This is a genomic window from Sphingomonas sp. DC4900, from assembly GCF_049896485.1.
Lineage (GTDB): Bacteria > Pseudomonadota > Alphaproteobacteria > Sphingomonadales > Sphingomonadaceae > Sphingomonas > Sphingomonas aquatilis.
In genome coordinates, this window is record NZ_JAFCUK010000009.1 from 90,916 (window position 1) to 111,628 (window position 20,713).

Sequence of the window (20,713 nt, forward strand, 5' to 3'; positions counted from 1 at the left end):
ACACGCTCAGTACCAACGGTGGTCGTGGAGGGAGCGATCGTAAGGCGCTGTTCTATGGTGTCAGGCCGCCAATACCCCGCACAGGGCGCCGATGATGATCGAGAGGCTGCCCAGGCCCAGCGACAACGGCACGCGCAACGCCATCCAGCCGCTGGGCGTGATCCCCTGTGCGGTGAGTCGGCGGTCGACCAGCAGCGTCAGCAGCACCGCCACGCCCAACAGCACCAACGCCAGCGCCAGCGAGATGACGCCACCGACCGACAGCAGGATCAGGCCGGCCGCGACGATCGATGGTGCGACCGCCAGACAGGCGATCTCGCCCTGCCGCACGCCCGCGCACATCGCGAAACCCCACCAGATGCCGCCGAGGAAGCTGAGGATCAGCGCGGCATAGCCGAAGGCGAACATGCCACCCGTTTGTGTCGTCTGGTCGAAGGCGCAGGTGGCGGCGGCGGCGATCTGCGGCAGCAGGCCGGCATAGCCGAGGATCATCGCCGATTCGCCGACGGTGCCGGTCATGCCCGAGCTGGCGGCATCGCTGCCGATCGCCTCGGCACTGGCGGAGTGGCGCTCAGGCATCGGATCGCCAGCGGGATCGCAGGCGGACGCAGCGGCTGCTCGGGGTGCGATCTTGATGCATGTTGTCCAAGCGCGTGACTGGCGCGGGCGTTCCCACGCGCCATCGTGTCCCGATGCCTTTCCCCGCATCGGCTGTGGCATTTGCGTGACGGTGGCGCTAAGGCGCCGCGCATCGCTTCCTCATCACAGCCGGGACGCCGCTTCGCCTTGCGCATCGCCTTCGCCTCCGATCACGCCGCCGTTGCGCTGAAGGCGCTGCTGGTCGCGCACGCCGCCACGCTGGGTCACGAGGTGGTCGACCTGGGTCCGGAGACTGACGCGCGCGTCGACTATCCCGATTACGGCTACAAGCTGGCCGATGCGGTCGCGCGCGGCGAGGCCGCGTTCGGCGTGGCGCTGTGCGGATCGGGAATCGGCATTTCGATCGCGGTCAACCGTAACCCGGCGTGCCGCTGCGCGCTCGTCACCGAACCGCTCGCCGCCGCCCTCGCGCGCAACCACAACGACGCCAACGTCATCGCGATGGGCGCCCGGCTGATCGGGCCGGACCTTGCGAAGGCGTGCCTCGAAGCCTTTCTCGCCGCTCCGTTCCAGGGCGGCCGTCATCAGGCCCGTGTCGACAAACTGTCGCAGAAGGATTGATCCCATGAGCACCCAGCCGAACGATCTCAGTGACATCCGCTCCAGCGGTTTCTTCACGCAAGGGTTGGCGGATGCCGATCCCGCCGTGTTCGGCGGCGTGGCCCACGAACTCACTCGCGAACAGACGCAGATCGAGCTGATCGCGTCGGAAAACATCGTGTCGAAGGCGGTGCTCGAGGCGCAGGGCTCGGTCTTCACCAACAAATATGCCGAAGGCTATCCGGGCAAGCGCTATTACCAAGGCTGCGCGCCGTCGGACGAGGTCGAGAGCCTCGCGATCGAGCGTGCCAAGCAGATCTTCGGCTGCGGTTTCGTCAACGTGCAGCCGCATTCGGGCGCGCAGGCGAACGGCGCGGTGATGCTGGCGCTGGTCAAGCCGGGCGAGACGATCCTGGGCATGAGCCTGGATGCCGGCGGCCACCTGACCCACGGCGCCAAGGCGGCGATGAGCGGCAAGTGGTTCAACGCGGTGCAATATGGCGTCGACCCCGACACGCATCTGATCGACTATGACGCGGTCGAGGCGCTGGCGGTCGAGCATCAGCCGAAACTCATCATCGCGGGCGGCTCGGCCTATCCGCGCGTCATCGACTTCGCCCGCTTCCGCGCCATCGCGGACAAGGTCGGCGCGTACTTCATGGTCGACATGGCGCACTTCGCCGGCATCGTCGCCGCCGGGCTGCACCCGACGCCGTTCGGCCATGCGCATGTCGTCACCACCACGACGCACAAGACGCTGCGCGGCCCCCGCGGCGGCATGATCATGACCGACGACGAGGCCATCGCGAAGAAGATCAATTCGGCGGTCTTCCCCGGCCTGCAGGGCGGTCCGCTGATGCACGTCATCGCTGCCAAGGCGGTCGCGTTCGGCGAGGCGCTGCGCCCCGAATACAAGAGCTACATCGCCGCGGTGGTCGAGAACGCCAAGGTGCTGGCCGCCACGCTGAAGGAGCGCGGCGCCGACGTGATCGCGGGCGGCACCGATACGCACCTCGCGCTCATTGACCTGCGCCCGCTCGGCATCACCGGCAAGGACGCGGACGAGGCGCTGGAGCGTGCGGGCATCACCTGCAACAAGAACGGCATCCCCAACGATCCGCTGCCGCCGATGAAGACCAGCGGCATCCGCGTCGGCTCGCCCGCCGGCACCACGCGCGGCTTCGGCCCGGCGGAATTCCGCGAGATCGGCAACATGGTCGCCGACGTGCTCGACGGTCTTGCAAAGAAGGGCGAACACGGGGACCCCGACGTCGAGGCGAACGTTCGGGACCGTGTGCGCAACCTCTGCGCGCGCTTCCCCATCTACGAAGGATAACAGATGTCGAAGATCGACGAGGTGCAGAGCACCGTGAAGAACACGCCCGGCCTGGGCAAGAAGATGGCCAAGTACGGTGCGATCGGTGCCGTGGTGGCGATCCCCGTGCCGTTCGTCGGCCCGGTGCTGGGTGCGCTGGTCGGCGCGGGCGTCGCCTATGCCCGCCGCAACAAGATCTGAGGACGCGTACGACCATTTATGCGTTGCCCGTTCTGCGGCCATGAAGACAGCCAGGTAAAGGACAGCCGCCCCACCGAAGACGGGGCGGCGATCCGGCGCCGGCGCCAGTGCGAAGGGTGCGCCGCACGTTTCACGACGTTCGAGCGCATCCAGCTGCGCGACCTGTGGGTCGTGAAGAGCGCGGGCGACGGCGGATCGCGCCGTGAGCCGTTCGAGCGCGAGAAGCTGCAACGCTCGATCGCGATCGCGACGCGCAAGCGGCCGATCGAACCGGTGCGCATCGAAAAGCTGATCAGCGGCATCCAGCGCCAGCTGGAAACGCTGGGCGAGAGCGAAGTGTCGTCGAAGCGGATCGGCGAATTGGTGATGGAGGGGCTGAAGGGCCTCGATTCGGTCGCCTATATCCGCTTCGCCAGCGTCTATCGCGACTTCAGCGAGGCGCGCGATTTCGAGGAGTTCGCCGGGTCTGTCGAACAGGCAGGACGCGGCGCATGAGCGACACCAATTTCCCCGCGATCGTTCTGGTCCGCCCGCAGCTCGGCGAGAATATCGGCAAGGCCGCACGCGCGATGCTCAATTTCGGGCTGACCGATATGCGCCTCGTCGCCCCGCGCGACGGCTGGCCCAACCCCAAGGCGGGTCCGGCGGCGAGCGGCGCCGACCTCGTGCTGGAACGCGCGCGCGTCTACGACACGGTCCAGGACGCGATCGCCGATTGCGCCCACGTCTATGCGACCACGGTGAGGAAGCGCGGCATCACCAAGCCGGTGGTGACGCCCGAAGTCGCCGCGAAGGCCATCCATGGCGCGGGCGAACGCTCCGCCATCCTGTTCGGGCCGGAACGGTCGGGCCTGGAAACCGACGACGTGGCGCTCGCCCGCACGATCATCACCGTGCCGATCAACCCGGAATTCGGCAGCCTCAACCTCGCCCAGGCGGTGATCCTGGTCGCCTACGAATGGTCGAAGGGCGTGAGCCTCGCCCAGCCGTCGCTGACCGAGATCGACGCACCGGCACCGCAGACTGAGCTGGACGGGATGATCGCGCAGCTCGACGACATGCTGGAGCGCGCGAACTTCTTCTTCCCGCCCGATCGCGTGCCCGCGACCCGGCGGACGCTAAGGACGTTGCTCACCAAGCCCGGCTGGTCGTCGCAGGAAGTGCGTACACTGCGCGGCGTGCTGTCGGCGCTGGATGGAGCGAAGGAACGACGCAGCGAGCGGTAGGTCGGCGGGCCTATCCCCCTCAGTTCGTGATCCCCGCGAAGGCGGGGATCCAGACACGCTAACGGTGCGGATGGAACCGGAAGGCCAGCCCATCTGGGTTTCCGCGTTCGCGGGAACGACGGCCGATGGTCGGGATGGGGCGTGGCCCCAATCTCCCCGTCAGCCCGGACTCGTTCCGGGGTCCACTCTGCGGCGAGGGGGAGTCCAGAGGCTCGAACGTTGCCCCAGCGGCCCGGTGGACCCCGGACCAAGTCCGGGGTGACGGAGTGTGTGGGGAGCCGTCCTTACGTCGCCGCGCCGCGCGTGTTGGATCGAAAGCCGCGCCCTGCCATCAAAACCACAGGTCAAGTCACTGTAATAAAATGACGATCTTGGGCCGCGCTTGTTACCGCTGTCCTACACGCCAGGCCATAGTATAGGGGCCGCACCGTGCCATATGCCGACAACGGCCATGACCCGCTCTTTGTCAGTGGGGCAAAACCGAAACGATGGGCCCAGAACGTTTCCGTTCAGGTGTCCATATTGTCCATGTTCGCCGCGCGCGCGTCGAACTGCGTCAGCTCATAGGCGATCGAGGCTTCGACCAGCTGCTCCCACAGAGCCGCGATCACGTCGCCGGGCAGCCCCGCCGCCTCCGCCGCCGCACGGGCATTGGCGATCACCTGCGCCTTGCGGCCTTCGTCGCGCACCGCGCCCCGCGCCGGCTTGATGCGGGCGGCGGCGTCCATATAGGCGAAGCGGCGCGCGAGCAGCGCGACCAGCTCGCGATCGACCTGGTCGACGCCCGCGCGGACATCGGTCATGGTGGTGCAATCGGGGCCGGGCAGGGTCGTCGTCATGCGCGCTTCTGTAGCGGGGCTGCGGGACTTGTCGAGCATCGGCGCTTTCCCAAGCGGCGGAATTGCGTCATGACTTCTGCCTCTTTTGCCCCGGAGGCTTTGCCCATGTCCCTGATCGCTCTCGCCTTGATCGCCACGGCGGCGCAAACGCCAGACCCGGCGCCGACGCCCGCGGCGGACAAGCCGATCTGCCGCCGCGAGCTTCCGATCGGGTCGTACCTGCCCGTGCGCACCTGCCACACCAAGGCGCAATGGGCGCAGATCGACGAAGCGAACGGTCGTGCCGCCAGCGACGCGCGCCGGGCCAACGATGCGCGCAGCGGCACGATCCCCAATCGCTGACCGGTGCCCCGCGGCTCCACCTGCGATTGACAGCGCGCCGCCCCTCCGCTAGGCGCGCGCCTTCGCAACAGCCCCCGCACCCCGGTGAAGCGGTGGGCCTGCCTTCCTTCGGGATCAGCAGCGCGAAACCGGGATCAGCCCCGATCATGTTCGTCATGGTTGGGATCACGTCGTTACAGTTGCCAAGGAACTATCATGTCGAAGCGCCATAGCGCCAAGCACAAGCTCGACCGTCGTCTCGGCGAGAACATCTGGGGCCGTCCGAAGTCGCCGGTCAACAAGCGCGAATACGGCCCGGGCCAGCACGGCCAGCGCCGCAAGGGCAAGGTGTCGGACTACGGCATCCAGCTGCGCGCCAAGCAGAAGCTCAAGGGCTATTACGGCGACGTCACGGAAAAGCAGTTCCGTGCGTGCTACCACGAAGCCGCCCGCATGAAGGGCGACACCAGCCAGAACCTGATCGGCCTGCTCGAGCAGCGTCTCGACATGATCGTCTATCGCGCCAAATATGCGCCGACGATCTTCGCGGCGCGCCAGCTGGTCAGCCACGGCCACGTCCGCGTCAACGGCGTGAAGTGCAACGTCGCGTCGCGTCGCTGCTTCGTCGGCGACGAGATCACGCTGGGCACCAAGGCCAAGGAAATGGCGCTGGTGCTCGAGGCGCAGAACCTCGCCGAGCGTGAAATCCCCGATTACGTCGCGCCGGACGGCAACGCCAAGGTGACCTTCGTCCGCGTGCCGACGCTGGACGAGGTGCCCTATCCGGTGAAGATGGAGCCGAATCTGGTCGTCGAGTTCTACTCGCGTTAAGTCGAGCGACAGCGAGACCGGCCGGTGGGGCTAACAGCCCCGTCCGACGACGCGGGATTAATTCCCGCGTCGGTCAAGAGGCACGAAAAGGGCGGTCCCGCGGGGCCGCCCTTTTTCGTTGGCGGCCACTCCCCTCGTCACCCCGGCCGAAGAGCCGGGGTCCCGCTTCTTCTCACGTTGCGCCAAAAAAGCGGGACCCCGGGTCAAGCCCGGGGTGACGAACAAAAGGTGGGCCGGGTCACGGCGTGCGCTGCCTACCTCCCTCTCCACCATTCGGCTGACGCCGGACGGTTCCCCTCCCCCTGGCGGGGGAGGATTTGGTGCACCGTGGACAAGCCGCGCCCCCCACGCCACAAGGCGCAGCAACGCTGACCTTGCCGGAGCTTCCCTTGCGCCGCTTTTTCCTGCCCGCCCTGCTCGCTGCCGTCGCGACCCCGGCCATCGCCCAGACCGCGCCCGACATCTCCGTCGACACGATGAAGGCGGTCACCAAGACGCTTTCTTCCGACGCGTTCGAAGGCCGCGCGCCGGGTAGTGCGGGCGAGACCAAGACGCTCGCCTACCTGCAACAGCAATTCGCCAAGGCGGGGCTGAAGCCGGGCAACAAGGGCCAATGGCTGCAGGACGTGCCACTGGTCGAAATCACCGCGAAGAACGTCACGCCGCTGACGATCAGCGGCGGCAAGACACCGCTCAGCTTCGCCTACGGCCCGGACATGGTCGTCGGCACCTATCGCGTCACGCCGCATATCGACGTGACGAACAGCGACGTCGTCTTCGCCGGCTATGGCATCGTCGCGCCGGAGAAGGGCTGGAACGATTATGCCGGGCTGGACGTGAAGGGGAAGACGGTCGTCGTCCTGATCAACGATCCCGACTGGCAGACGCCGGAGGCCAAGGGCCTCTTCAATGGCCGGGCGATGACCTATTACGGGCGGTGGACGTACAAATATGAAGAGGCCGCGCGGCAGGGCGCTGCTGCCGTCCTGATCGTCCACCAGACCGAGCCTGCCGCGTACGGCTGGAACGTCGTGCGCTCCAGCAATACCGGCGCCGAACATGTCGCCGACGCCGCCGACGGACACATGACGGATAGTGCCGCGCACGGCTGGATCCAGCTCGACGCTGCGCGCAAGCTGTTCGCCAGCGCGGGCAAGGACTTCGACGCGCTCGCCGCCGCGGCGAAGGTGAAGGGGTTCAAGCCCGTCGACCTAGGTGTGAAGGCGTCGGTCAGCTTCGACAACACGATCGCCAAGCAGGTATCGCACAATGTCGTCGGGATTCTGCCCGGCCGCGAGGCGCCCGACGAATATGTGCTGCTGTCGGCGCATTGGGATCACTTGGGCCGCTGCACGCCGGTGAACGGCGACGATATCTGCAACGGCGCGGTCGACAATGCCGATGGCGTCGCGGCGCTGGTCGCGCTGGCGCAAGCCAATGCCAAGGCGGGGCCGGCGCGCCGGTCGATGGTGTTCGTCGCTCTGACCGCGGAGGAATCGGGGCTGCTCGGCTCGGCCTATTACGGCGAGAACCCGGTCTATCCGCTGGCGAAGACGGTGGGCGGCGCCAACATGGATGCGCTCGCCATGTATGGGCCGGCCAAGGACGTGATCGTGATCGGGCCGGGCAAGTCGGAGCTCGACACGTATCTGAACGCCGCGCTGCAGCGGCAGGGCCGACATGCGACGCCCGAGCCGACGCCGGAAAAGGGCTTTTACTACCGCTCCGACCATTTCAGCCTCGCGAAGCATGGCGTGCCGATGGTCTATTTCGAAACGGGGCAGGACCTCGTGAAGGGCGGACTTGCCGCGGGCCGCGCCGCCGCCAAAGATTATGAAGAGCACCGCTACCACGCGCCGTCCGACGAATATGATCCGAACTGGGACTGGAGCGGGGTGCAGCAGGACGTCGCGCTCTATTATATGCTGAGCCGCGATCTCGCGGAAAGCCGCGCCTGGCCGAATTGGCTGCCCGGCGACGAATTCCGCAGCATCCGCGACAAGAGCCGTGCCACCGTAACCGGAGTAGCCAAGTGACGACTATCGCCCCGCCGCCCGCCGAATGGGCGCCGCATTCGGCCGTGTGGATCGGCTTTCCGAGCCACGCCGACCTGTGGGTCGAGGATTTGGAGCCGGCGCGCGAGGAGGTCGTCGCCTTCGCCCGTGCCGTCCACGCCGAGGGGCGGGGCGAGAAGGTGATCCTGGTCGCCGCCGATGCCGAAGCGGGCGACACCGCCATGACCATGGCCCCCTTCGCCGAGGTGGTGGTCGAACCGTTCGGCGACATCTGGCTGCGCGACACCGCGCCGATCCTGCTGAACAGCGAAGAGGCGCGCGACTTTGACTTCAACGGCTGGGGCGGCAAATACGATCTGGAGGGCGACGACACGATCGGGCTACGGCTCGGCAAGTCGATCGGCGCCAAGGTCGGCTATTGCAACTGGGTGCTGGAAGGCGGCGCGATCGATGGCGACGGTGCGGGCACGATGGTGACGACCGAGCAATGCCTGCTCAACCCCAATCGCAACCCGACGATGACCAAGGCCGATATCGAGCGCCGTCTGCGCGAGGATCTGGGCTATACGCGTGTCGTCTGGCTGGGTGACGGCCTGCTCAACGATCATACCGACGGCCATGTCGACAACCTCGCCCGCTTCGTCGGCGAAGGGCGCGTCGCTTTGCCCAAGGCGGCGGAGAACGACCCCAATTGGCAGGTCTTCCAGCATGCCGAGCGCGATGCACGCGCCGCAGGGCTGGAGGTGGTGCTGATCCCGTCGCCCGGCCGCGTGCTGCGCGACGAAGAGGTCGTGCCGGCGAGCTACATGAACTTCTACATCGGCAATGCCGCGGTGGTCGTGCCGCTGTACGGCAGCGAGAACGATGCCGCGGCGGTGGCGGCGATCCAGGCGATCTTCCCCGACCGCGAGGTGGTGGGCCTGCACGCGGACCATATCCTGACCGGCGGCGGCAGCTTCCACTGCATCAGCCAGCAGATCCCGGCCTGATCGCATGGCGGCTCTGCTGGTCCGGGCCGGCGTGTCGGGTATCATCGTCGCACTCGTGGCGCTGATCGCGCGGCGCAGCCCGGCGGCGGGCGCTCTCGTGGCGTCGCTGCCGCTCGTCTCCGTGCTCGGCATGATCTGGCTGTGGCACGATACGGGTGACCCCGTTCGGCTGGCGGACCATGCGCAGGCGACGCTATGGTATGTGCTGCCCTCGCTGCCGATGTTCCTCGTGATTCCGGCGTTGCTCCGGCATGGAGTCGGCTTCTGGCCGGCGCTCGCCAGCGGTTGCGCTGTCACCGTTGCGCTCTATCTCGCCACCGTTGCGGTCGCCGCGCGATTCGGCGTCACCCTGTAGGAACCGTCATGACCGAGATCACCGTCGCTGCACTGCAGCTTGCCTTTTCGAACGACATCGACGCGAACATCGCCAATGTGTCGCGTCTGGTGCGCGAGGCGGCGGGGCAGGGCGCGAGCGTGATCCTGCCGCCGGAATTGTTCGAGGGCGAATATTTCTGCCGCGTCGAGGACGAGGGCCTGTTCGCCAACGCGGCTCCCGTCGGCGAGCATAAAGCGGTGCTTGCCATGCAGGCGCTGGCCGAGGCGCTGAAGGTGACGATCCCGACCAGCTTTTTCGAGGCGGACGGGCCGCATTATTACAACAGCCTCGCGATGATCGGCCCCGATGGCGAAGTGCAGGGCGTCTATCGCAAGAGCCATATCCCCGACGGTCCGGGTTACGAGGAGAAGTTCTACTTCCGCCCCGGCAATACCGGGTTCAAGGTGTGGCCGGCGCCGCAGACCGCGCCCGGCTGGACGTTGGGCGTCGGCGTGTGCTGGGACCAATGGTATCCCGAAACCGCGCGCGCGATGATGCTGATGGGCGCGGAACTGCTGTTCTACCCGACCGCGATCGGCAGCGAGCCGCATGATACCAGCCTGGACACCGCGCGGCTGTGGCGGCGCGCGATGGTGGGCCATGCGGTCAGCAACGTGGTGCCGATCGTCGCCGCCAACCGCGTCGGCGTGGAGCATGGCCAGACCTTCTACGGCACCAGCTTCATCGCCGACGAGCGCGGCGACATTCTTGCCGAACTCGATCGCGAGGAAGAGGGCGTGATCGTTGCCACGCTCGACCTTGCCCGTATCCGTCGCCACCGCGCCGCCTTCGGTTTCTTCCGCGACCGCCGTCCGGAGCTGTACGGTCGCCTCGTTCAGGACATCTGAGCGAGCGCCACCGCGCGGGCGAAGACGGCCTCGAACATCTCTTCGTCGACGCGGCCGGTGTTCTGATTGTAGCGCGACGGGTGGTAGCTATCGACCAGCATCCGCCCGTCCGGCATGCGATGTTCGGCGCCATGGCCGAACGTCGCCTTGGGCAGCCGGCCGCCCAGCACCTTCACCGCCGACTGATGCGCGATCTGGCCGAGTGCGACGACGACGCGCAGGTTGGGAAGCGCTGCGATCTCGGCGTCGAGATACTGGCGGCAGGTGCGGATTTCCTCCGGTGTCGGCTTGTTGGCGGGCGGCAGGCACTTCACCGCGTTGAGGATGATCGCGCCGGTGAGGGCGATATCGTCGGTCGGGCGGTTGGCGAAGGTGCCGGTGGCGAGGCCTACCTTCACCAGCGTCGCGAACAGCAGCGTCCCCGAATGGTCGCCGGTGAAGGCGCGGCCGGTGCGGTTGGCGCCGTGGAGGCCGGGGGCGAGTCCGACGATCGCGATCGTCGCGTCCGGATCCCCGAAGGCGGGCACCGGAGCATTCCACCACGTCGGGTTCTGCTCGCGCAACGCTTCGCGCGCCGCGACGAGCCGGGGGCAGAGCGGGCAATCCCGCGGCGGCTCCACGGAGAAAAGGGCCGTGGGTGGGGCGGCGTCTAGGCTCTCGGGGAGGCTATCGGATGCGATCGTCATCGGCATCGCCTAAGGCGTGGGAATGGCAACGGCAATCTATGCGATCGGGATCGGATCGAATCGGCGGGGGCGACATGGCGGTCCGGCGGACGAGGTGCGCGCCGCCATCGCAGCGATCGGCGGGGTCGTCGCCTCGTCCCCGATCATCGCGACGGCGCCGCTCGGCCCCTCGATCCGCCGTTTCGCCAATGCGGCGATCCTGATCGAAAGCGATGAGGCCCCGCCAGTGCTGCTCGTGCGGCTCAAGCGAATCGAGGCGGCGTTCGGGCGCCGGCGCGGACGGCGCTGGGGGGCGCGAGTGATCGACCTCGATATCCTGTTGTGGTCGGGTGGCGTCTGGCGGAGCGCCGGGCTGACGGTGCCGCATGCCGCTCTGGCCGAGCGGGGGTTCGTGCTCGCCCCGCTGCGGCACATCGCGCCGGGCTGGCGAGTGCCGGGCGCGATGCGGACGATCCGCCAATTGGCGCACACGGTTGACCGGCCGCGTCGCCGCCCCTAGGTGCCCCCAATCGATGGCGGGGGTCCGTAGCTCAGTCGGTAGAGCAAGCGACTTTTAATCGAGAGGTCCCGGGTTCGAGCCCCGGCGGACCCACCATCGACGCTTTCCGGGGGCATCTACCCAGTCCCCGATCCGTTCATAAGCCGCAGCATCCGCCAGTTGCGCGTCGCATGGTAGTCCTGTGATCTCGCCGAAGCACGCGCGCACCGGCAGCCGTCCATGCTTGATATGTCGGTATTGCTGACGCATGATCCGACGCAAACAAGAGGGGTGGGGACAATGAAGCGCATCTGGACGATAGCAGTCGTGGCGATCGTGGCCTGTACGGCGCCTGCCGTCGCGCAGTCCGCGGATAGCCAGGCCAAGCCGGCCGAGAAGAAGACCTGCCGCAGGCTGACGCCGACGGGTTCGTTCATGGCGACCCGCGTCTGCAATACCGAGGCAGGATGGCGTCAGTTCGACGGGATCACGCAGCAGGGCGTGAGCGACTTCCGCCGCTCGTTGAACATGAGCGCCACCAACGAGCGCGCTGGCGAAAAGTAAGTCGGTTACGCGGCTGCCCGCCACGCCGGTGGGCGCCGCGATCCGCTGTTTCGGATTCGTCCCGCGCCGAGGTACGGCATTCGGGCTGAGTTCGATCGCGACAGGACACTCGCTCCCGCCATAGTCGGCGCGCTCGATCAGCCGAACAGTCGGCTCCAGAACGACGGCTGCGCCGACCGGGACGCCTGCCATTGTGCGCGCGCGTCTGCTGCACGCTGGTGAAGAGCGCGGATGCACTCGTTGCGGGGGAGGTCGGAAAGCCGCTGCGGAGGGATGGACTGGCCCATAACGCATTGATGAATCGCACGATGAAGCGTGCTTTGGCAACGACGATGCGACGAATTGCAGTCGATCGTCGCAAAAGTCTGGAAAAGCTGCCCAGCTCTTCGGCGGCATCGATCGTGCCCATCATGCGACGCCCCTGAGCCGAATGCGCGGTCGTGCGTTGATCACCACCAGATCCACGCAGGAGAGCGACATGGCCGAAGTGATCGATCCAACCCACGAACCCGAGAGCTATACCGATCTGCCGATGCAGCCGACCGGTTCGGGCCCCGCCGACCTCGAGGTCGCGTACGAGCAGATGCGCCTTGCGGAGGAAGCCGAAGGCACCACTGGTGGCGTGCGCGCTGCGGCGGTGACGGATGCAGCCGTGCCTGTCAGCGACGCGGGCGCCATCGCCGAGAGCGAAGCGCATCCGAGCTGAGGCGGGCGAGGGGGCGCTGAGCGTCCCCCTTCCCAATCATCTCTTGAGGGTGTGTCAGCGGTGGGTGGACCGCCGGTTGACCGGCACCAGAGACAGCTGGCTCGCGCGCGATGGACCCCGGCGCATCTCGAACCCGATGAGGGCGAGGTTCGCGGCGATGAAGGCGGACATGGTGACGTAGAAGGCCATGGATCGTCTCTCTGCGGCATCGGCCTTGCGGCCTGTGAGGAGCAGATCGTTGGCGTTGCAAAGGTTTACCACAGGTGAGCGAGGCCGCGATCGTGGGCGATCGCGCGACAGTCCGAGCCAGCGTCACGGCGAGCGCCTGCTGGCAGTGCCGGGGCGGCGCCAATAACGCGGCACCGCCCCGGCCGGGCATCAACGGCAGACGCGGACGCGGCGGTGATGACGATAGACGATACGGCAGTGTTGGCGGCGATCACGGCCCCAATGGTGGCCGCGGTCGCGGCGGTTGCGGTCATACCCGCGATGGTCGCGGTGATCGCGCTGGTCGTAATGGGGGCGGCCGCGATCGTGGCGCTGGGCGTCGGCCGTACCGGCGAGACCAGCGGTGCCTGCCATCATGGCCACGGCAGCGAACAGCATCTTGAGCGTCATATACCCTCCTTTGTCAGCGCCATTGCGGCACGTGAGGGGGATTACGCAGGCGACACGGCATCGTTCCTGACCTTTTTTGGAAGCATACGATCGGTGATTTGATCCTGACAGGAGCGTGTTGGAAGTCAGACGAAGACGGGATCGTGCAGGTGGCAGGCCTGCCGAATGTCGCGAGCCCGCATCGCGCTGCCACGCGATGATCGCCCGCCCGGCTTTGGTCTCAACCGGTCGCGCGCATCATCATCGGTCGAGCTTTGCCATCCCGATCGATGGGAGCCGGCCGTCCCAGCAGGAACCCCTGCGCTTCGTCGCAGCCTTGCTGGCGCAGGAACTCGAGTTGCTCCGCCGTTTCGACGCCTTCCGCCAGCACGGGGATCGAGAGGCTTTCCCCAAGGGCCAGCACCGCACGGATGATGGCGGCGGACTGCGGGCCGCAGTCCAGATCGAGCATGAAGGACTTGTCGAGCTTGATCTTGTCAAACGGGAAAGAACGCAGTGTCGACAGCGACGAATAGCCGGTTCCGAAATCATCCATGGCGACCGATACGCCGAGCGCCTTCAGCTGGCGGAGGACGTGGGTCGTGCGTGCGTGATCCTCGATCATCGCGGTTTCGGTGATCTCGAGTTCGAGGCGCGACGCCGGCAGACCCGTTTCCAGCAGGATCTGATGAACAAGACTGGGAAGATCGACGTGGCTAAGTTGCACGGGTGACAGGTTGACCGCGATCTTGTGCGGCTCTGCCCACACCGCCGCTTCGGCGCATGCGGTCCGTAACACCCATTCGCCGATCGGCAGGATCAGCCCCGACTGTTCGGCAAGTGGGATGAAGTCCGACGGCGACACGCAGGTGCCGTCCGCCTTCGTCCACCGCAGCAAAGCTTCATAGCCCGTGGTTCTGCCGGTGCGAACGTCGCCCTGGACCTGCCAGTGGAGAGCGAGTTCGTCGTGGTCGAGCGCGTGGCGCAGTTCCTGCACCATCCGCCGACGATCGCGGACGGCGCGATCCATCTCCTCTTCGTAGAAGCAGACGTGCGACGCGATCGACCCCTTGGCCCGGTACATCGCAAGATCGGCATTGTTGATGAGCGCCGAGACATCGTCGGCGTCTTGCGGCCATAGAGCGATGCCGACGCTGGCGCCGCAGCTCGCCTCGCTGTGATCCAGCGCGACCGGTTCCATGATCGCGGCGCGCAGCCGTTCGGCAAGGCCGAGCGCATCGGCCGCTTCGCTGACCGGCTGGACCGCCACGAATTCGTCGCCGCCAAGGCGTGCGACGAATTCGCCCGGCATCATCGCCGCCTTCATGCGCTCGCCGATCGTGATCAGCAGATGGTCGCCCGCGGCATGGCCGTGAATATCGTTGACCTCTTTGAAGCGATCGAGATCGATCGATAGCAAAGCGACGGCAGCGTGCCCGCTGTTGGGCGACGCCTGTTTCGTCAGCCATTCCAGGAAGGACGTCCGGTTCGGCAGACCGGTCAGACTATCGTTGCGCGCGAGATGCGTGATCCGGCGTTCCTGCGCGAGCCGAGCCCTGAGATCGCGAATGGAGTAAATGGTGTGTGGTTCGACGCCGCGCGCATCGATGCGGACCGCGATTTCAATCGGGATGGTACTGCCGTCCATGCCGGTCATCGTCGATTGCGTCAGCCGGTCGGCGTCGATTGCCGTGGCGCCGGCGATCCAGCGCTCGATCGGCTGGCCCATGATGTCGGCGGGCGAGAGGCCGGCCAGCGTCGCGAAGGCCGCGTTGGCGGCCACGACGCGGCCGGCGCTGGTGACGACCATGCCATCCACATTGCCCTCCAGCACCTCATCCAGCCGCCGCTTCGATTCCGCGCTGGCCTGCGCGTCGAGGACATAGGTCGACAGACCCGTGCCGAGCACCAGCATACCGACGCCGGCGACGGCGAACGCCATGATGATCGCGGCATCGTCCGATCCCGCCTGACCCGCTTCGGCTGCGAAGGGGGTGATTGCCATCGCGGCCATGCCGGTGAAGTGCAGCACCACGATGGAGCCAACCATCAGCGCTGTCGCGAACCAGCTCCCGGCAAACCGCCCGTGCGCGAGGGCTCGATCGAAGGCCGCGGCGCCGAGCAGAACGACGCCCGCGATCGAAACCGCGACATAGTCAAGCGACCAGCTGATGAAGCCCTGCGCCGCGAATGCACGCATTCCGGTGTAGTGCATGATCGTGACTGCCAGCCCGAACAGCGCGCCGCCGCAGGCCGGCATCCAACGCCCCTTCATCGTCGCCGCCTTGAGCGCGATGGCGCTGCCCGCGATCGCGAAGAGGAGGGACACTCCGGTCAGGCGAGGTTCGTAGCTGACGCGGACGCCAGGCTGATAGGCGATCATCGCGATGAAGTGCGTACACCAGATCGTCGCGCCGGTCGAAACGCCACCCATGAAGATCCAGGCCAGCCGAGTCCGTGGCTCAGCCTGACGGATGCGCCCCAGAAGCTGAATCGTGATCGCCGATCCCACCAGGCAGAACAGCGCCGCCAGGCCGACCAGCCAGAGGTTGTGATCCTGCGTGAGACAGGTGAGGAAGCGCATCCAGCGTGGTCCTTTTTTCGGACCATTCTCATTCAAATATCAAATTTGTTTTAATTCCAGTTGGTTTGAGCCATGCAGTTGGCGGTCCGTTGCCTACCGCGCCTCGAGATCAACGTCCGTTTGGCGCCACCTGTTGGCTTGCAATTCTCACCCAGAATGCATTCGATCGTCTCGACCACGCGTGGGCTGCGGCCTGGGTCGCCCTGCGGTCGAAGGCGGGCGCTATGGATTACGCCGCCAGGTCGAGGCCCAGCATCGCCACCGTCGCCATGAGCGTGTCACCGGCGACAAGGCATGCAAGTTGCGATCGGTACAGGCTGGCTAGATCGCGGTGCATGGCGCGGACCGCATCGTCGGTCGCCAGCGCGGCCAAGGCCATCTGATCCTCGATGCGGCGATGCAGTATCTCGCTGGTGAGGCCTGTGTCCATCCACTGCCTCTCCGCCCCTAAGCGTTACGCGGCAATGCATCAGATTGGTTAATCGCCCTGGGTCCGTGCATCGAAGCAGGTGACCATCAGCGGCCCCATGCGCGATGAGCGTGGACGTCGAGCCCACGTGCCCACGCGGCGCATCATGTCATGGTGGCTGCCGTGATCCTGTCCTATGGTGCGCGCCGTTTCGGTGGCTGTGGGGGAAGGGCATGAGGACGGATCTGAGGATCACGACGGCGATCGCCGCGGCGCTGCTGGCGTCGGGGTGTGGCCGGTCGGAACCCGAGCCGGATGGCTGGACCGCGCAGACCGATACCGCGATCTGTACCGATCGCGAGGGGCGGCGCGTTGCCGATGACCAATGCCCGCGGCAGGCGCTGGCGAGCGGTTATCATGGCGGGGGCGGCAGCAACGCGTTCCTGTGGTATTTCCTGGGGCGCAACAGCGTGATCCCGCCGTATGGCGAGAGGGCGCGCGGCGGATCGTTCAGCCGCGCGGGCGGCGTCAGCTATGCGCGGGCGCCGGCCAATACCTTCGTCAGCCGATCGGGCGCGATCAGCCGCGGCGGGTTCGGCGCGTCGGCGCACAGCTTCGGCAGCGGCCGGGCATGATCCGCGTCGCGACCGATCCACGCCCCGACTGGCAGGCGAAGGTCGAGGCGGAGGGGCTGGTCTGGCACAGCGTCGATGGCCGGCCCTATTGGGACGAGAGCGTCCATTACCGCTTTTCGGCCGCGCAGATCGCCGAGATCGAGGGGGCGACGGCGGAGCTGTACCGACTGTTCCTCGCCGCCGGGCAGGCGATCGTCGACGATCCCGCGCTGCTCGACCGGTTCGGCATCCCGGCGCCCTTCCATCAGGCGATTCGCGATGCGTGGGAGGCGGAGCCGCCGGCGCTGAATTACGGGCGATTCGATCTAGGGTATGACGGGGCCGGCCCGCCCAAGCTGTTCGAATTCAATTGCGATACGCCGACGTCGCTGCTGGAAGCCGCGGTGATCCAGTGGAGCTGGAAAGAGGAGCGCTTCCCGCACCTCGACCAATATACCAGCCTGCACGAGCGCCTGGTCACCAAGTGGCGCGACATCGCGCCGCTGCTGCCCCCGGTCGTCCATTTCGCGCATGTCTCGGACGAGGCGGGCGAGGATATCGTCACGACATCCTATCTGCGCGACACGGCGGAGGCGGCGGGGATCACGACCGTGGCGATCCTGGTCGAGGATCTGGGCTGGGACCATGACCGGCGCTGTTTCGTCGATCTGGCCGAGCAGCGGATCGAGGCGTTGTTCAAGCTGTATCCGTGGGAATGGCTCACCGCGGAGGCGTTTGCGGCGCCGCTGCTCGAAAGCCTCGACGATATGCTGTGGATCGAACCGATCTGGAAGATGATCTGGTCGAACAAGGCAATTCTCGCGATCCTGTGGCAGCTGTTTCCGGGGCATCCCAATCTGCTGCCCGCGAGCTTCGACATCCCGGAGGGCGACGCCGTCGCCAAGCCGCTGCTGGCGCGCGAGGGCGCGAACGTGTCGATCCGGCAGAACGGGCGCGTCGTCGCCGAAGCGGCGGGGGATTATGGCGATGAGGGCTATGTCTATCAGGCGTTGTACCGGCTGCCCGAGACAGCGCCAGGCTGTTTCCCCGTGATCGGCAGCTGGCTGGTCGATGGCGAGCCCGCCGGGATCGGCATTCGCGAGGACGGGCTGATCACCGGCAACACCGCGCGCTTCGTGCCGCACGTGATCGACGGGTAAGCCGGAACCGCTGGGTGCAGTGCGGCATTGATGCGGGCAGCGCGCGGGAATGATCCCGCTGCCCTGTTCGAGGAATCTATGAGCCGTACCACGCTGGGCCTGTTCGGTGCCGCCCGTCCCCGTCCCGTCGCGCAGGATCGCCTGATCGCGACGAGCGATACCGCTGCGGATGCGTATCGGGCGGAACGGCTGTCGGGCCTGACTCCGGTGGAACGGGCGCTGGCCGAGCCCAAGGGTTCGGCCGCAGCGCTGATCGCCTGATACGCCTCAGCGCGCCGCCAGCTCGGGGCGGCCGGCGTGATGGATGAAGACCTTTTCGTCGGCCCAGCGCTCGCGGCTTTGGCACGTGATGGCAGTGCGTCCGGGATGGGCATCGGCGGCGAGGGCATCCGAGAAGAAGCGGATGCAATAGACGTCGCGGTTGGCATCGTACCGGACCGTATAGGCGCGCGGCGCGGCCTTCGGCTGTTCGACGCCCGCGTCGGGAGTCGCAGCCAGAGCGGCGAGGGCGAGCAAAGACGGTATCATGGACATAATGTGGCTCCCGATCGTCCGCACGACACGATGTCGTGCGGTTCGGCAGGCGCCATGCGATAAGTGTGCCATTTGAATAACACACCGGACTTGCGTGCGTTTCCTATAGACCCGGTGTCGTACATCGGGCGTGAGGCGCCAAAAGTTGGCGGATCGGGCGATGCGGATTGACGATCCGGGCCCGGCGCGCGTCCTTTTCGTCCCGAAGGCGTTGGCGCGGGATGATATGGATGTCTGATCGAGCCGGCGGGCGCCGGCTGCCGCCCTTATTGGTGGGACTCGCGCTGATCGCGGCGGGGCTGGCGGTGCTGCTGATCGGCGCGGTGGCGACCAGTCGCTATCCGTTTGCCTTCGACAAAGCGATCATCGTCGGTCTGCGCCACTGGAGCGGCCCCGCGTGGCTGCCGAAGGTGGCGGCGGACATCACCGATCTGGGCGGCGGCGTGGTGCTGACGCTGATCGTGACGCTCGTCGTCGGGTTCCTCCTGGTCCAGCGCCTATGGTTGACCGCGCTCGCCACCGTGCTGGCGACGCTAACCGGTGGATGGGTGATCGAGCTGGTGAAGGGCATGGTGCTGCGCGCGCGGCCAGAGCTGGTGCCGCACCTCGTTTCCGCCAACGGCTACAGCTTTCCGAGTGGGCACGCGACCGCGAGCGCCGTCTGCTATCTGACGCTGGCCGCGCTCGCCGGGCAGGTGACGCCCGACCGTGCGGCCCGATTGTACCTGCTGGTGGCCGCGGTGCTGCTGGTCGGCGCGATCGGGTGCAGCCGCGTGTATCTGGGTGTGCATTGGCCAAGCGACGTGCTGGCCGGCTGGAGCTTCGGGACACTCTGGGCGCTGGGTTGGTGGACCGCCACGGCGCGGGCGCGTGTGGCGATCGGCGGGGAACGCTAGGCTTAGCCAAGGTTCGGAGTGGTCGTCAGTCCTCCCCCGCCAGGGGGAGGAGTGAATCGGTTTGGTCGAATGTCAAACGGCCTATGGTTGCTTGGCGAACATAGACAACATGAACACCTAGGCGGAAACGATCGCGGTCTATCGTTTCGGTTTCTTCACCACTTCAAGGGGCGCAATCCATTGGCCCTTAGAATGGCAGGCCACGGGCGTGTCGGACAGAGCCAGCGCGATTTCGCCGTGATCACAGCAGCTTGCCGGCAGCCCGATCCTACTGGCGTTCGCTGAGCTTGCGTTCCCAGGCGAGCGCGTCCTTGACGATCGTGTCGAGGTCGTCGCGCTGCGGGCGCCAGGGCAGCGCGGCGAGGATCGCGCGGTTGTCGGCGACGAGCGCGGCGGGGTCGCCGGCGCGGCGCCCTTCGTAGCGGCGCTCGATCGTCATGTTGGTGACGCGATCGACTGCGTCCAGCACTTCGTTGACCGAAAAGCCGCGGTTGTAACCGGCGTTGAGCGTGTGGCTCTGCGTCGGTTCGGCGACCAGCAGTTCGAGCGCGGCGACGTGTGCGGCGGCCAAATCGCTGACGTGGATATAGTCGCGCACGCCCGTGCCGTCGGGCGTGTCGAAGTCGGTGCCGAAGACCGAGACGGCGGCGCGCTTGCCGGTCGCCGCCTCGACCGCGATCTTGATGAGGTGCGTCGCGCCCACCGTCGACTGGCCCGAGCGGCCCTGCGGATCGGCGCCGGCGACGTTGAAATAGCGCAGCGCGCAATAGTTGATCGGATGCGCCGCTGCGACGTCGCGCAGCATCGCCTCGGTCATCAGCTTCGACATGCCGTACGGGTTGATCGGCACGGTCGAGTCGGTTTCCTCGACCGGCACCTTGACGGGCGTACCATAGGTCGCGGCGGTGGACGAGAAGATGAAGTGCGGCACGCCTTCGGTGACGGCGCTTTCGATCAGCGATCGCGTCGCGGCGGTGTTATTGCGGTAATATTTGAGCGGGTCGCTGACCGATTCCGGCACGACCACCGATCCGGCGAAGTGCACGATCGCGCGCACATTGTGGTCGCGGATCGCGGCGCGCACGGCGATATCGTCGGCGACGTTCGCCTCGACTAGCGTTGCGCGGGGATCGACCGCCCAGGCGAAGCCGGTGACGAGATTGTCGACGACGACGACGTCATAGCCGGCATCGCACAAAGCCAGCACCGCATGGCTGCCGATATAGCCGGCGCCGCCGGTCACCATCACCTTGCCGTTCAATGCCATGCGTCGCGTCCTTCGTCTTTTGCGCGGCCTAGCGCCTTCCTACATGGGCTGCAAAGG

At 66.8% G+C, this 20,713-nt stretch carries 27 protein-coding genes and 1 tRNA gene; 20 read left to right on the top strand and 8 right to left on the bottom strand.

Annotated elements, in window-relative coordinates:
- Positions 1-60: 60 nt before the first annotated feature.
- Positions 61-579, bottom strand: coding sequence for a DUF3429 domain-containing protein (locus tag ACP690_RS11655; RefSeq protein WP_426261183.1), 519 nt, complete (start codon positions 577-579; stop codon positions 61-63).
- A 207-nt stretch (positions 580-786) separates the two neighbouring features.
- Between ACP690_RS11655 and rpiB the strand changes: the two genes are divergently transcribed.
- The 5 genes from rpiB to ACP690_RS11680 are packed head-to-tail and all read left to right on the top strand — an operon-like array spanning position 787 to position 3,942.
- Complete coding sequence (gene rpiB / locus ACP690_RS11660; RefSeq protein ID WP_426261182.1) at positions 787-1,221, top strand: ribose 5-phosphate isomerase B; 435 nt, start codon at positions 787-789, stop codon at positions 1,219-1,221.
- A gap of 4 nt (positions 1,222-1,225) precedes the next feature.
- The gene (gene glyA / locus ACP690_RS11665; RefSeq protein ID WP_017977333.1) at positions 1,226-2,536 is read left to right on the top strand and encodes a serine hydroxymethyltransferase; all 1,311 of its coding nucleotides are present in this window, start codon (positions 1,226-1,228) and stop codon (positions 2,534-2,536) included.
- A gap of 3 nt (positions 2,537-2,539) precedes the next feature.
- Positions 2,540-2,716 (top strand): small multi-drug export protein, encoded by a 177-nt coding sequence (locus ACP690_RS11670; RefSeq protein ID WP_017977334.1) that lies wholly within the window; start codon positions 2,540-2,542, stop codon positions 2,714-2,716.
- Between the two features lie 18 nt (positions 2,717-2,734).
- Positions 2,735-3,211: a transcriptional regulator NrdR gene (gene nrdR / locus ACP690_RS11675; RefSeq protein ID WP_017977335.1), complete on the top strand. Its 477-nt coding sequence runs from the start codon at positions 2,735-2,737 to the stop codon at positions 3,209-3,211.
- Positions 3,208-3,942, top strand: a complete 735-nt coding sequence (locus ACP690_RS11680; protein ID WP_426261181.1) for an RNA methyltransferase — start codon at positions 3,208-3,210, stop codon at positions 3,940-3,942. The genes nrdR and ACP690_RS11680 overlap by 4 nt, the downstream gene beginning before the upstream one ends.
- Positions 3,943-4,451: 509 nt before the next feature.
- Here the strand turns inward: ACP690_RS11680 and ACP690_RS11685 are convergent.
- A complete protein-coding gene (locus tag ACP690_RS11685; protein WP_426261240.1) occupies positions 4,452-4,781 on the bottom strand; it encodes a chorismate mutase in 330 nt (109 codons plus the stop codon).
- 105 nt (positions 4,782-4,886) lie between these two features.
- Between ACP690_RS11685 and ACP690_RS11690 the strand changes: the two genes are divergently transcribed.
- From ACP690_RS11690 to aguB, 6 genes are all read left to right on the top strand, one after another.
- Positions 4,887-5,123, top strand: a complete 237-nt coding sequence (locus ACP690_RS11690) for a hypothetical protein (protein WP_018250546.1) — start codon at positions 4,887-4,889, stop codon at positions 5,121-5,123.
- Between the two features lie 195 nt (positions 5,124-5,318).
- Positions 5,319-5,933 carry a 30S ribosomal protein S4 gene (gene rpsD / locus ACP690_RS11695; RefSeq protein WP_017977340.1) on the top strand — a complete coding sequence of 205 codons (615 nt, stop codon included), beginning with the start codon at positions 5,319-5,321 and terminating at the stop codon, positions 5,931-5,933.
- Positions 5,934-6,322: 389 nt separating this feature from the next.
- Complete coding sequence (locus tag ACP690_RS11700; RefSeq protein ID WP_426261180.1) at positions 6,323-7,969, top strand: M28 family metallopeptidase; 1,647 nt, start codon at positions 6,323-6,325, stop codon at positions 7,967-7,969.
- A complete protein-coding gene (locus tag ACP690_RS11705) occupies positions 7,966-8,937 on the top strand; it encodes an agmatine deiminase family protein (RefSeq protein WP_116462850.1) in 972 nt (323 codons plus the stop codon). The genes ACP690_RS11700 and ACP690_RS11705 overlap by 4 nt, the downstream gene beginning before the upstream one ends.
- 4 nt (positions 8,938-8,941) lie before the next feature.
- Entirely contained in the window at positions 8,942-9,292 is a 351-nt protein-coding gene (locus ACP690_RS11710; protein WP_017977343.1) for a DUF3147 family protein, read from the top strand.
- Positions 9,293-9,300: 8 nt separating this feature from the next.
- Positions 9,301-10,161 (top strand): N-carbamoylputrescine amidase, encoded by an 861-nt coding sequence (gene aguB / locus ACP690_RS11715; RefSeq protein WP_426261179.1) that lies wholly within the window; start codon positions 9,301-9,303, stop codon positions 10,159-10,161.
- On the opposite strand, the gene ACP690_RS11720 is transcribed toward aguB, so the two are convergent.
- Positions 10,149-10,847, bottom strand: a complete 699-nt coding sequence (locus tag ACP690_RS11720; RefSeq protein WP_426261178.1) for a uracil-DNA glycosylase — start codon at positions 10,845-10,847, stop codon at positions 10,149-10,151. The genes aguB and ACP690_RS11720 overlap by 13 nt on opposite strands.
- Before the next feature lie 22 nt (positions 10,848-10,869).
- Here ACP690_RS11720 and folK point away from each other — a divergent pair, with 22 nt between their 5' ends.
- The 4 genes from folK (at position 10,870) to ACP690_RS11740 (ending at position 12,595) form a co-directional block, all read left to right on the top strand.
- Positions 10,870-11,346, top strand: a complete 477-nt coding sequence (gene folK / locus ACP690_RS11725; protein WP_426261177.1) for a 2-amino-4-hydroxy-6-hydroxymethyldihydropteridine diphosphokinase — start codon at positions 10,870-10,872, stop codon at positions 11,344-11,346.
- Between the two features lie 20 nt (positions 11,347-11,366).
- Positions 11,367-11,442, top strand: a tRNA-Lys gene (locus ACP690_RS11730).
- Between the two features lie 183 nt (positions 11,443-11,625).
- Complete coding sequence (locus ACP690_RS11735; protein ID WP_426261176.1) at positions 11,626-11,889, top strand: hypothetical protein; 264 nt, start codon at positions 11,626-11,628, stop codon at positions 11,887-11,889.
- Positions 11,890-12,367: 478 nt separating this feature from the next.
- A complete protein-coding gene (locus ACP690_RS11740; protein WP_426261175.1) occupies positions 12,368-12,595 on the top strand; it encodes a hypothetical protein in 228 nt (75 codons plus the stop codon).
- Positions 12,596-12,649: 54 nt separating this feature from the next.
- On the opposite strand, the gene ACP690_RS11745 is transcribed toward ACP690_RS11740, so the two are convergent.
- Entirely contained in the window at positions 12,650-12,784 is a 135-nt protein-coding gene (locus tag ACP690_RS11745) for a hypothetical protein (protein WP_294211315.1), read from the bottom strand.
- 216 nt (positions 12,785-13,000) lie between these two features.
- On the opposite strand from ACP690_RS11745, the gene ACP690_RS11750 reads away from it, so the two are divergent.
- Positions 13,001-13,315 (top strand): hypothetical protein, encoded by a 315-nt coding sequence (locus ACP690_RS11750; RefSeq protein ID WP_426261174.1) that lies wholly within the window; start codon positions 13,001-13,003, stop codon positions 13,313-13,315.
- Between the two features lie 118 nt (positions 13,316-13,433).
- On the opposite strand, the gene ACP690_RS11755 is transcribed toward ACP690_RS11750, so the two are convergent.
- Positions 13,434-15,776 carry a bifunctional diguanylate cyclase/phosphodiesterase gene (locus ACP690_RS11755; RefSeq protein ID WP_426261173.1) on the bottom strand — a complete coding sequence of 781 codons (2,343 nt, stop codon included), beginning with the start codon at positions 15,774-15,776 and terminating at the stop codon, positions 13,434-13,436.
- Positions 15,777-16,005: 229 nt separating this feature from the next.
- Positions 16,006-16,206 (bottom strand): hypothetical protein, encoded by a 201-nt coding sequence (locus ACP690_RS11760; protein ID WP_147036396.1) that lies wholly within the window; start codon positions 16,204-16,206, stop codon positions 16,006-16,008.
- Between the two features lie 212 nt (positions 16,207-16,418).
- Here ACP690_RS11760 and ACP690_RS11765 point away from each other — a divergent pair, with 212 nt between their 5' ends.
- From ACP690_RS11765 to ACP690_RS11775, 3 genes are all read left to right on the top strand, one after another.
- A complete protein-coding gene (locus tag ACP690_RS11765; protein ID WP_294283249.1) occupies positions 16,419-16,820 on the top strand; it encodes a hypothetical protein in 402 nt (133 codons plus the stop codon).
- Complete coding sequence (locus ACP690_RS11770) at positions 16,817-17,959, top strand: glutathionylspermidine synthase family protein (protein WP_426261172.1); 1,143 nt, start codon at positions 16,817-16,819, stop codon at positions 17,957-17,959. The genes ACP690_RS11765 and ACP690_RS11770 overlap by 4 nt, the downstream gene beginning before the upstream one ends.
- Before the next feature lie 78 nt (positions 17,960-18,037).
- Entirely contained in the window at positions 18,038-18,220 is a 183-nt protein-coding gene (locus ACP690_RS11775; RefSeq protein WP_017977356.1) for a hypothetical protein, read from the top strand.
- A 6-nt stretch (positions 18,221-18,226) separates the two neighbouring features.
- On the opposite strand, the gene ACP690_RS11780 is transcribed toward ACP690_RS11775, so the two are convergent.
- Complete coding sequence (locus tag ACP690_RS11780) at positions 18,227-18,493, bottom strand: hypothetical protein (RefSeq protein WP_426261171.1); 267 nt, start codon at positions 18,491-18,493, stop codon at positions 18,227-18,229.
- Positions 18,494-18,723: 230 nt separating this feature from the next.
- On the opposite strand from ACP690_RS11780, the gene ACP690_RS11785 reads away from it, so the two are divergent.
- Complete coding sequence (locus ACP690_RS11785; RefSeq protein ID WP_426256527.1) at positions 18,724-19,389, top strand: phosphatase PAP2 family protein; 666 nt, start codon at positions 18,724-18,726, stop codon at positions 19,387-19,389.
- Between the two features lie 268 nt (positions 19,390-19,657).
- Here the strand turns inward: ACP690_RS11785 and galE are convergent, their stop codons facing one another.
- Complete coding sequence (gene galE, locus ACP690_RS11790) at positions 19,658-20,656, bottom strand: UDP-glucose 4-epimerase GalE (RefSeq protein WP_426261170.1); 999 nt, start codon at positions 20,654-20,656, stop codon at positions 19,658-19,660.
- Positions 20,657-20,713 lie beyond the last annotated feature (57 nt).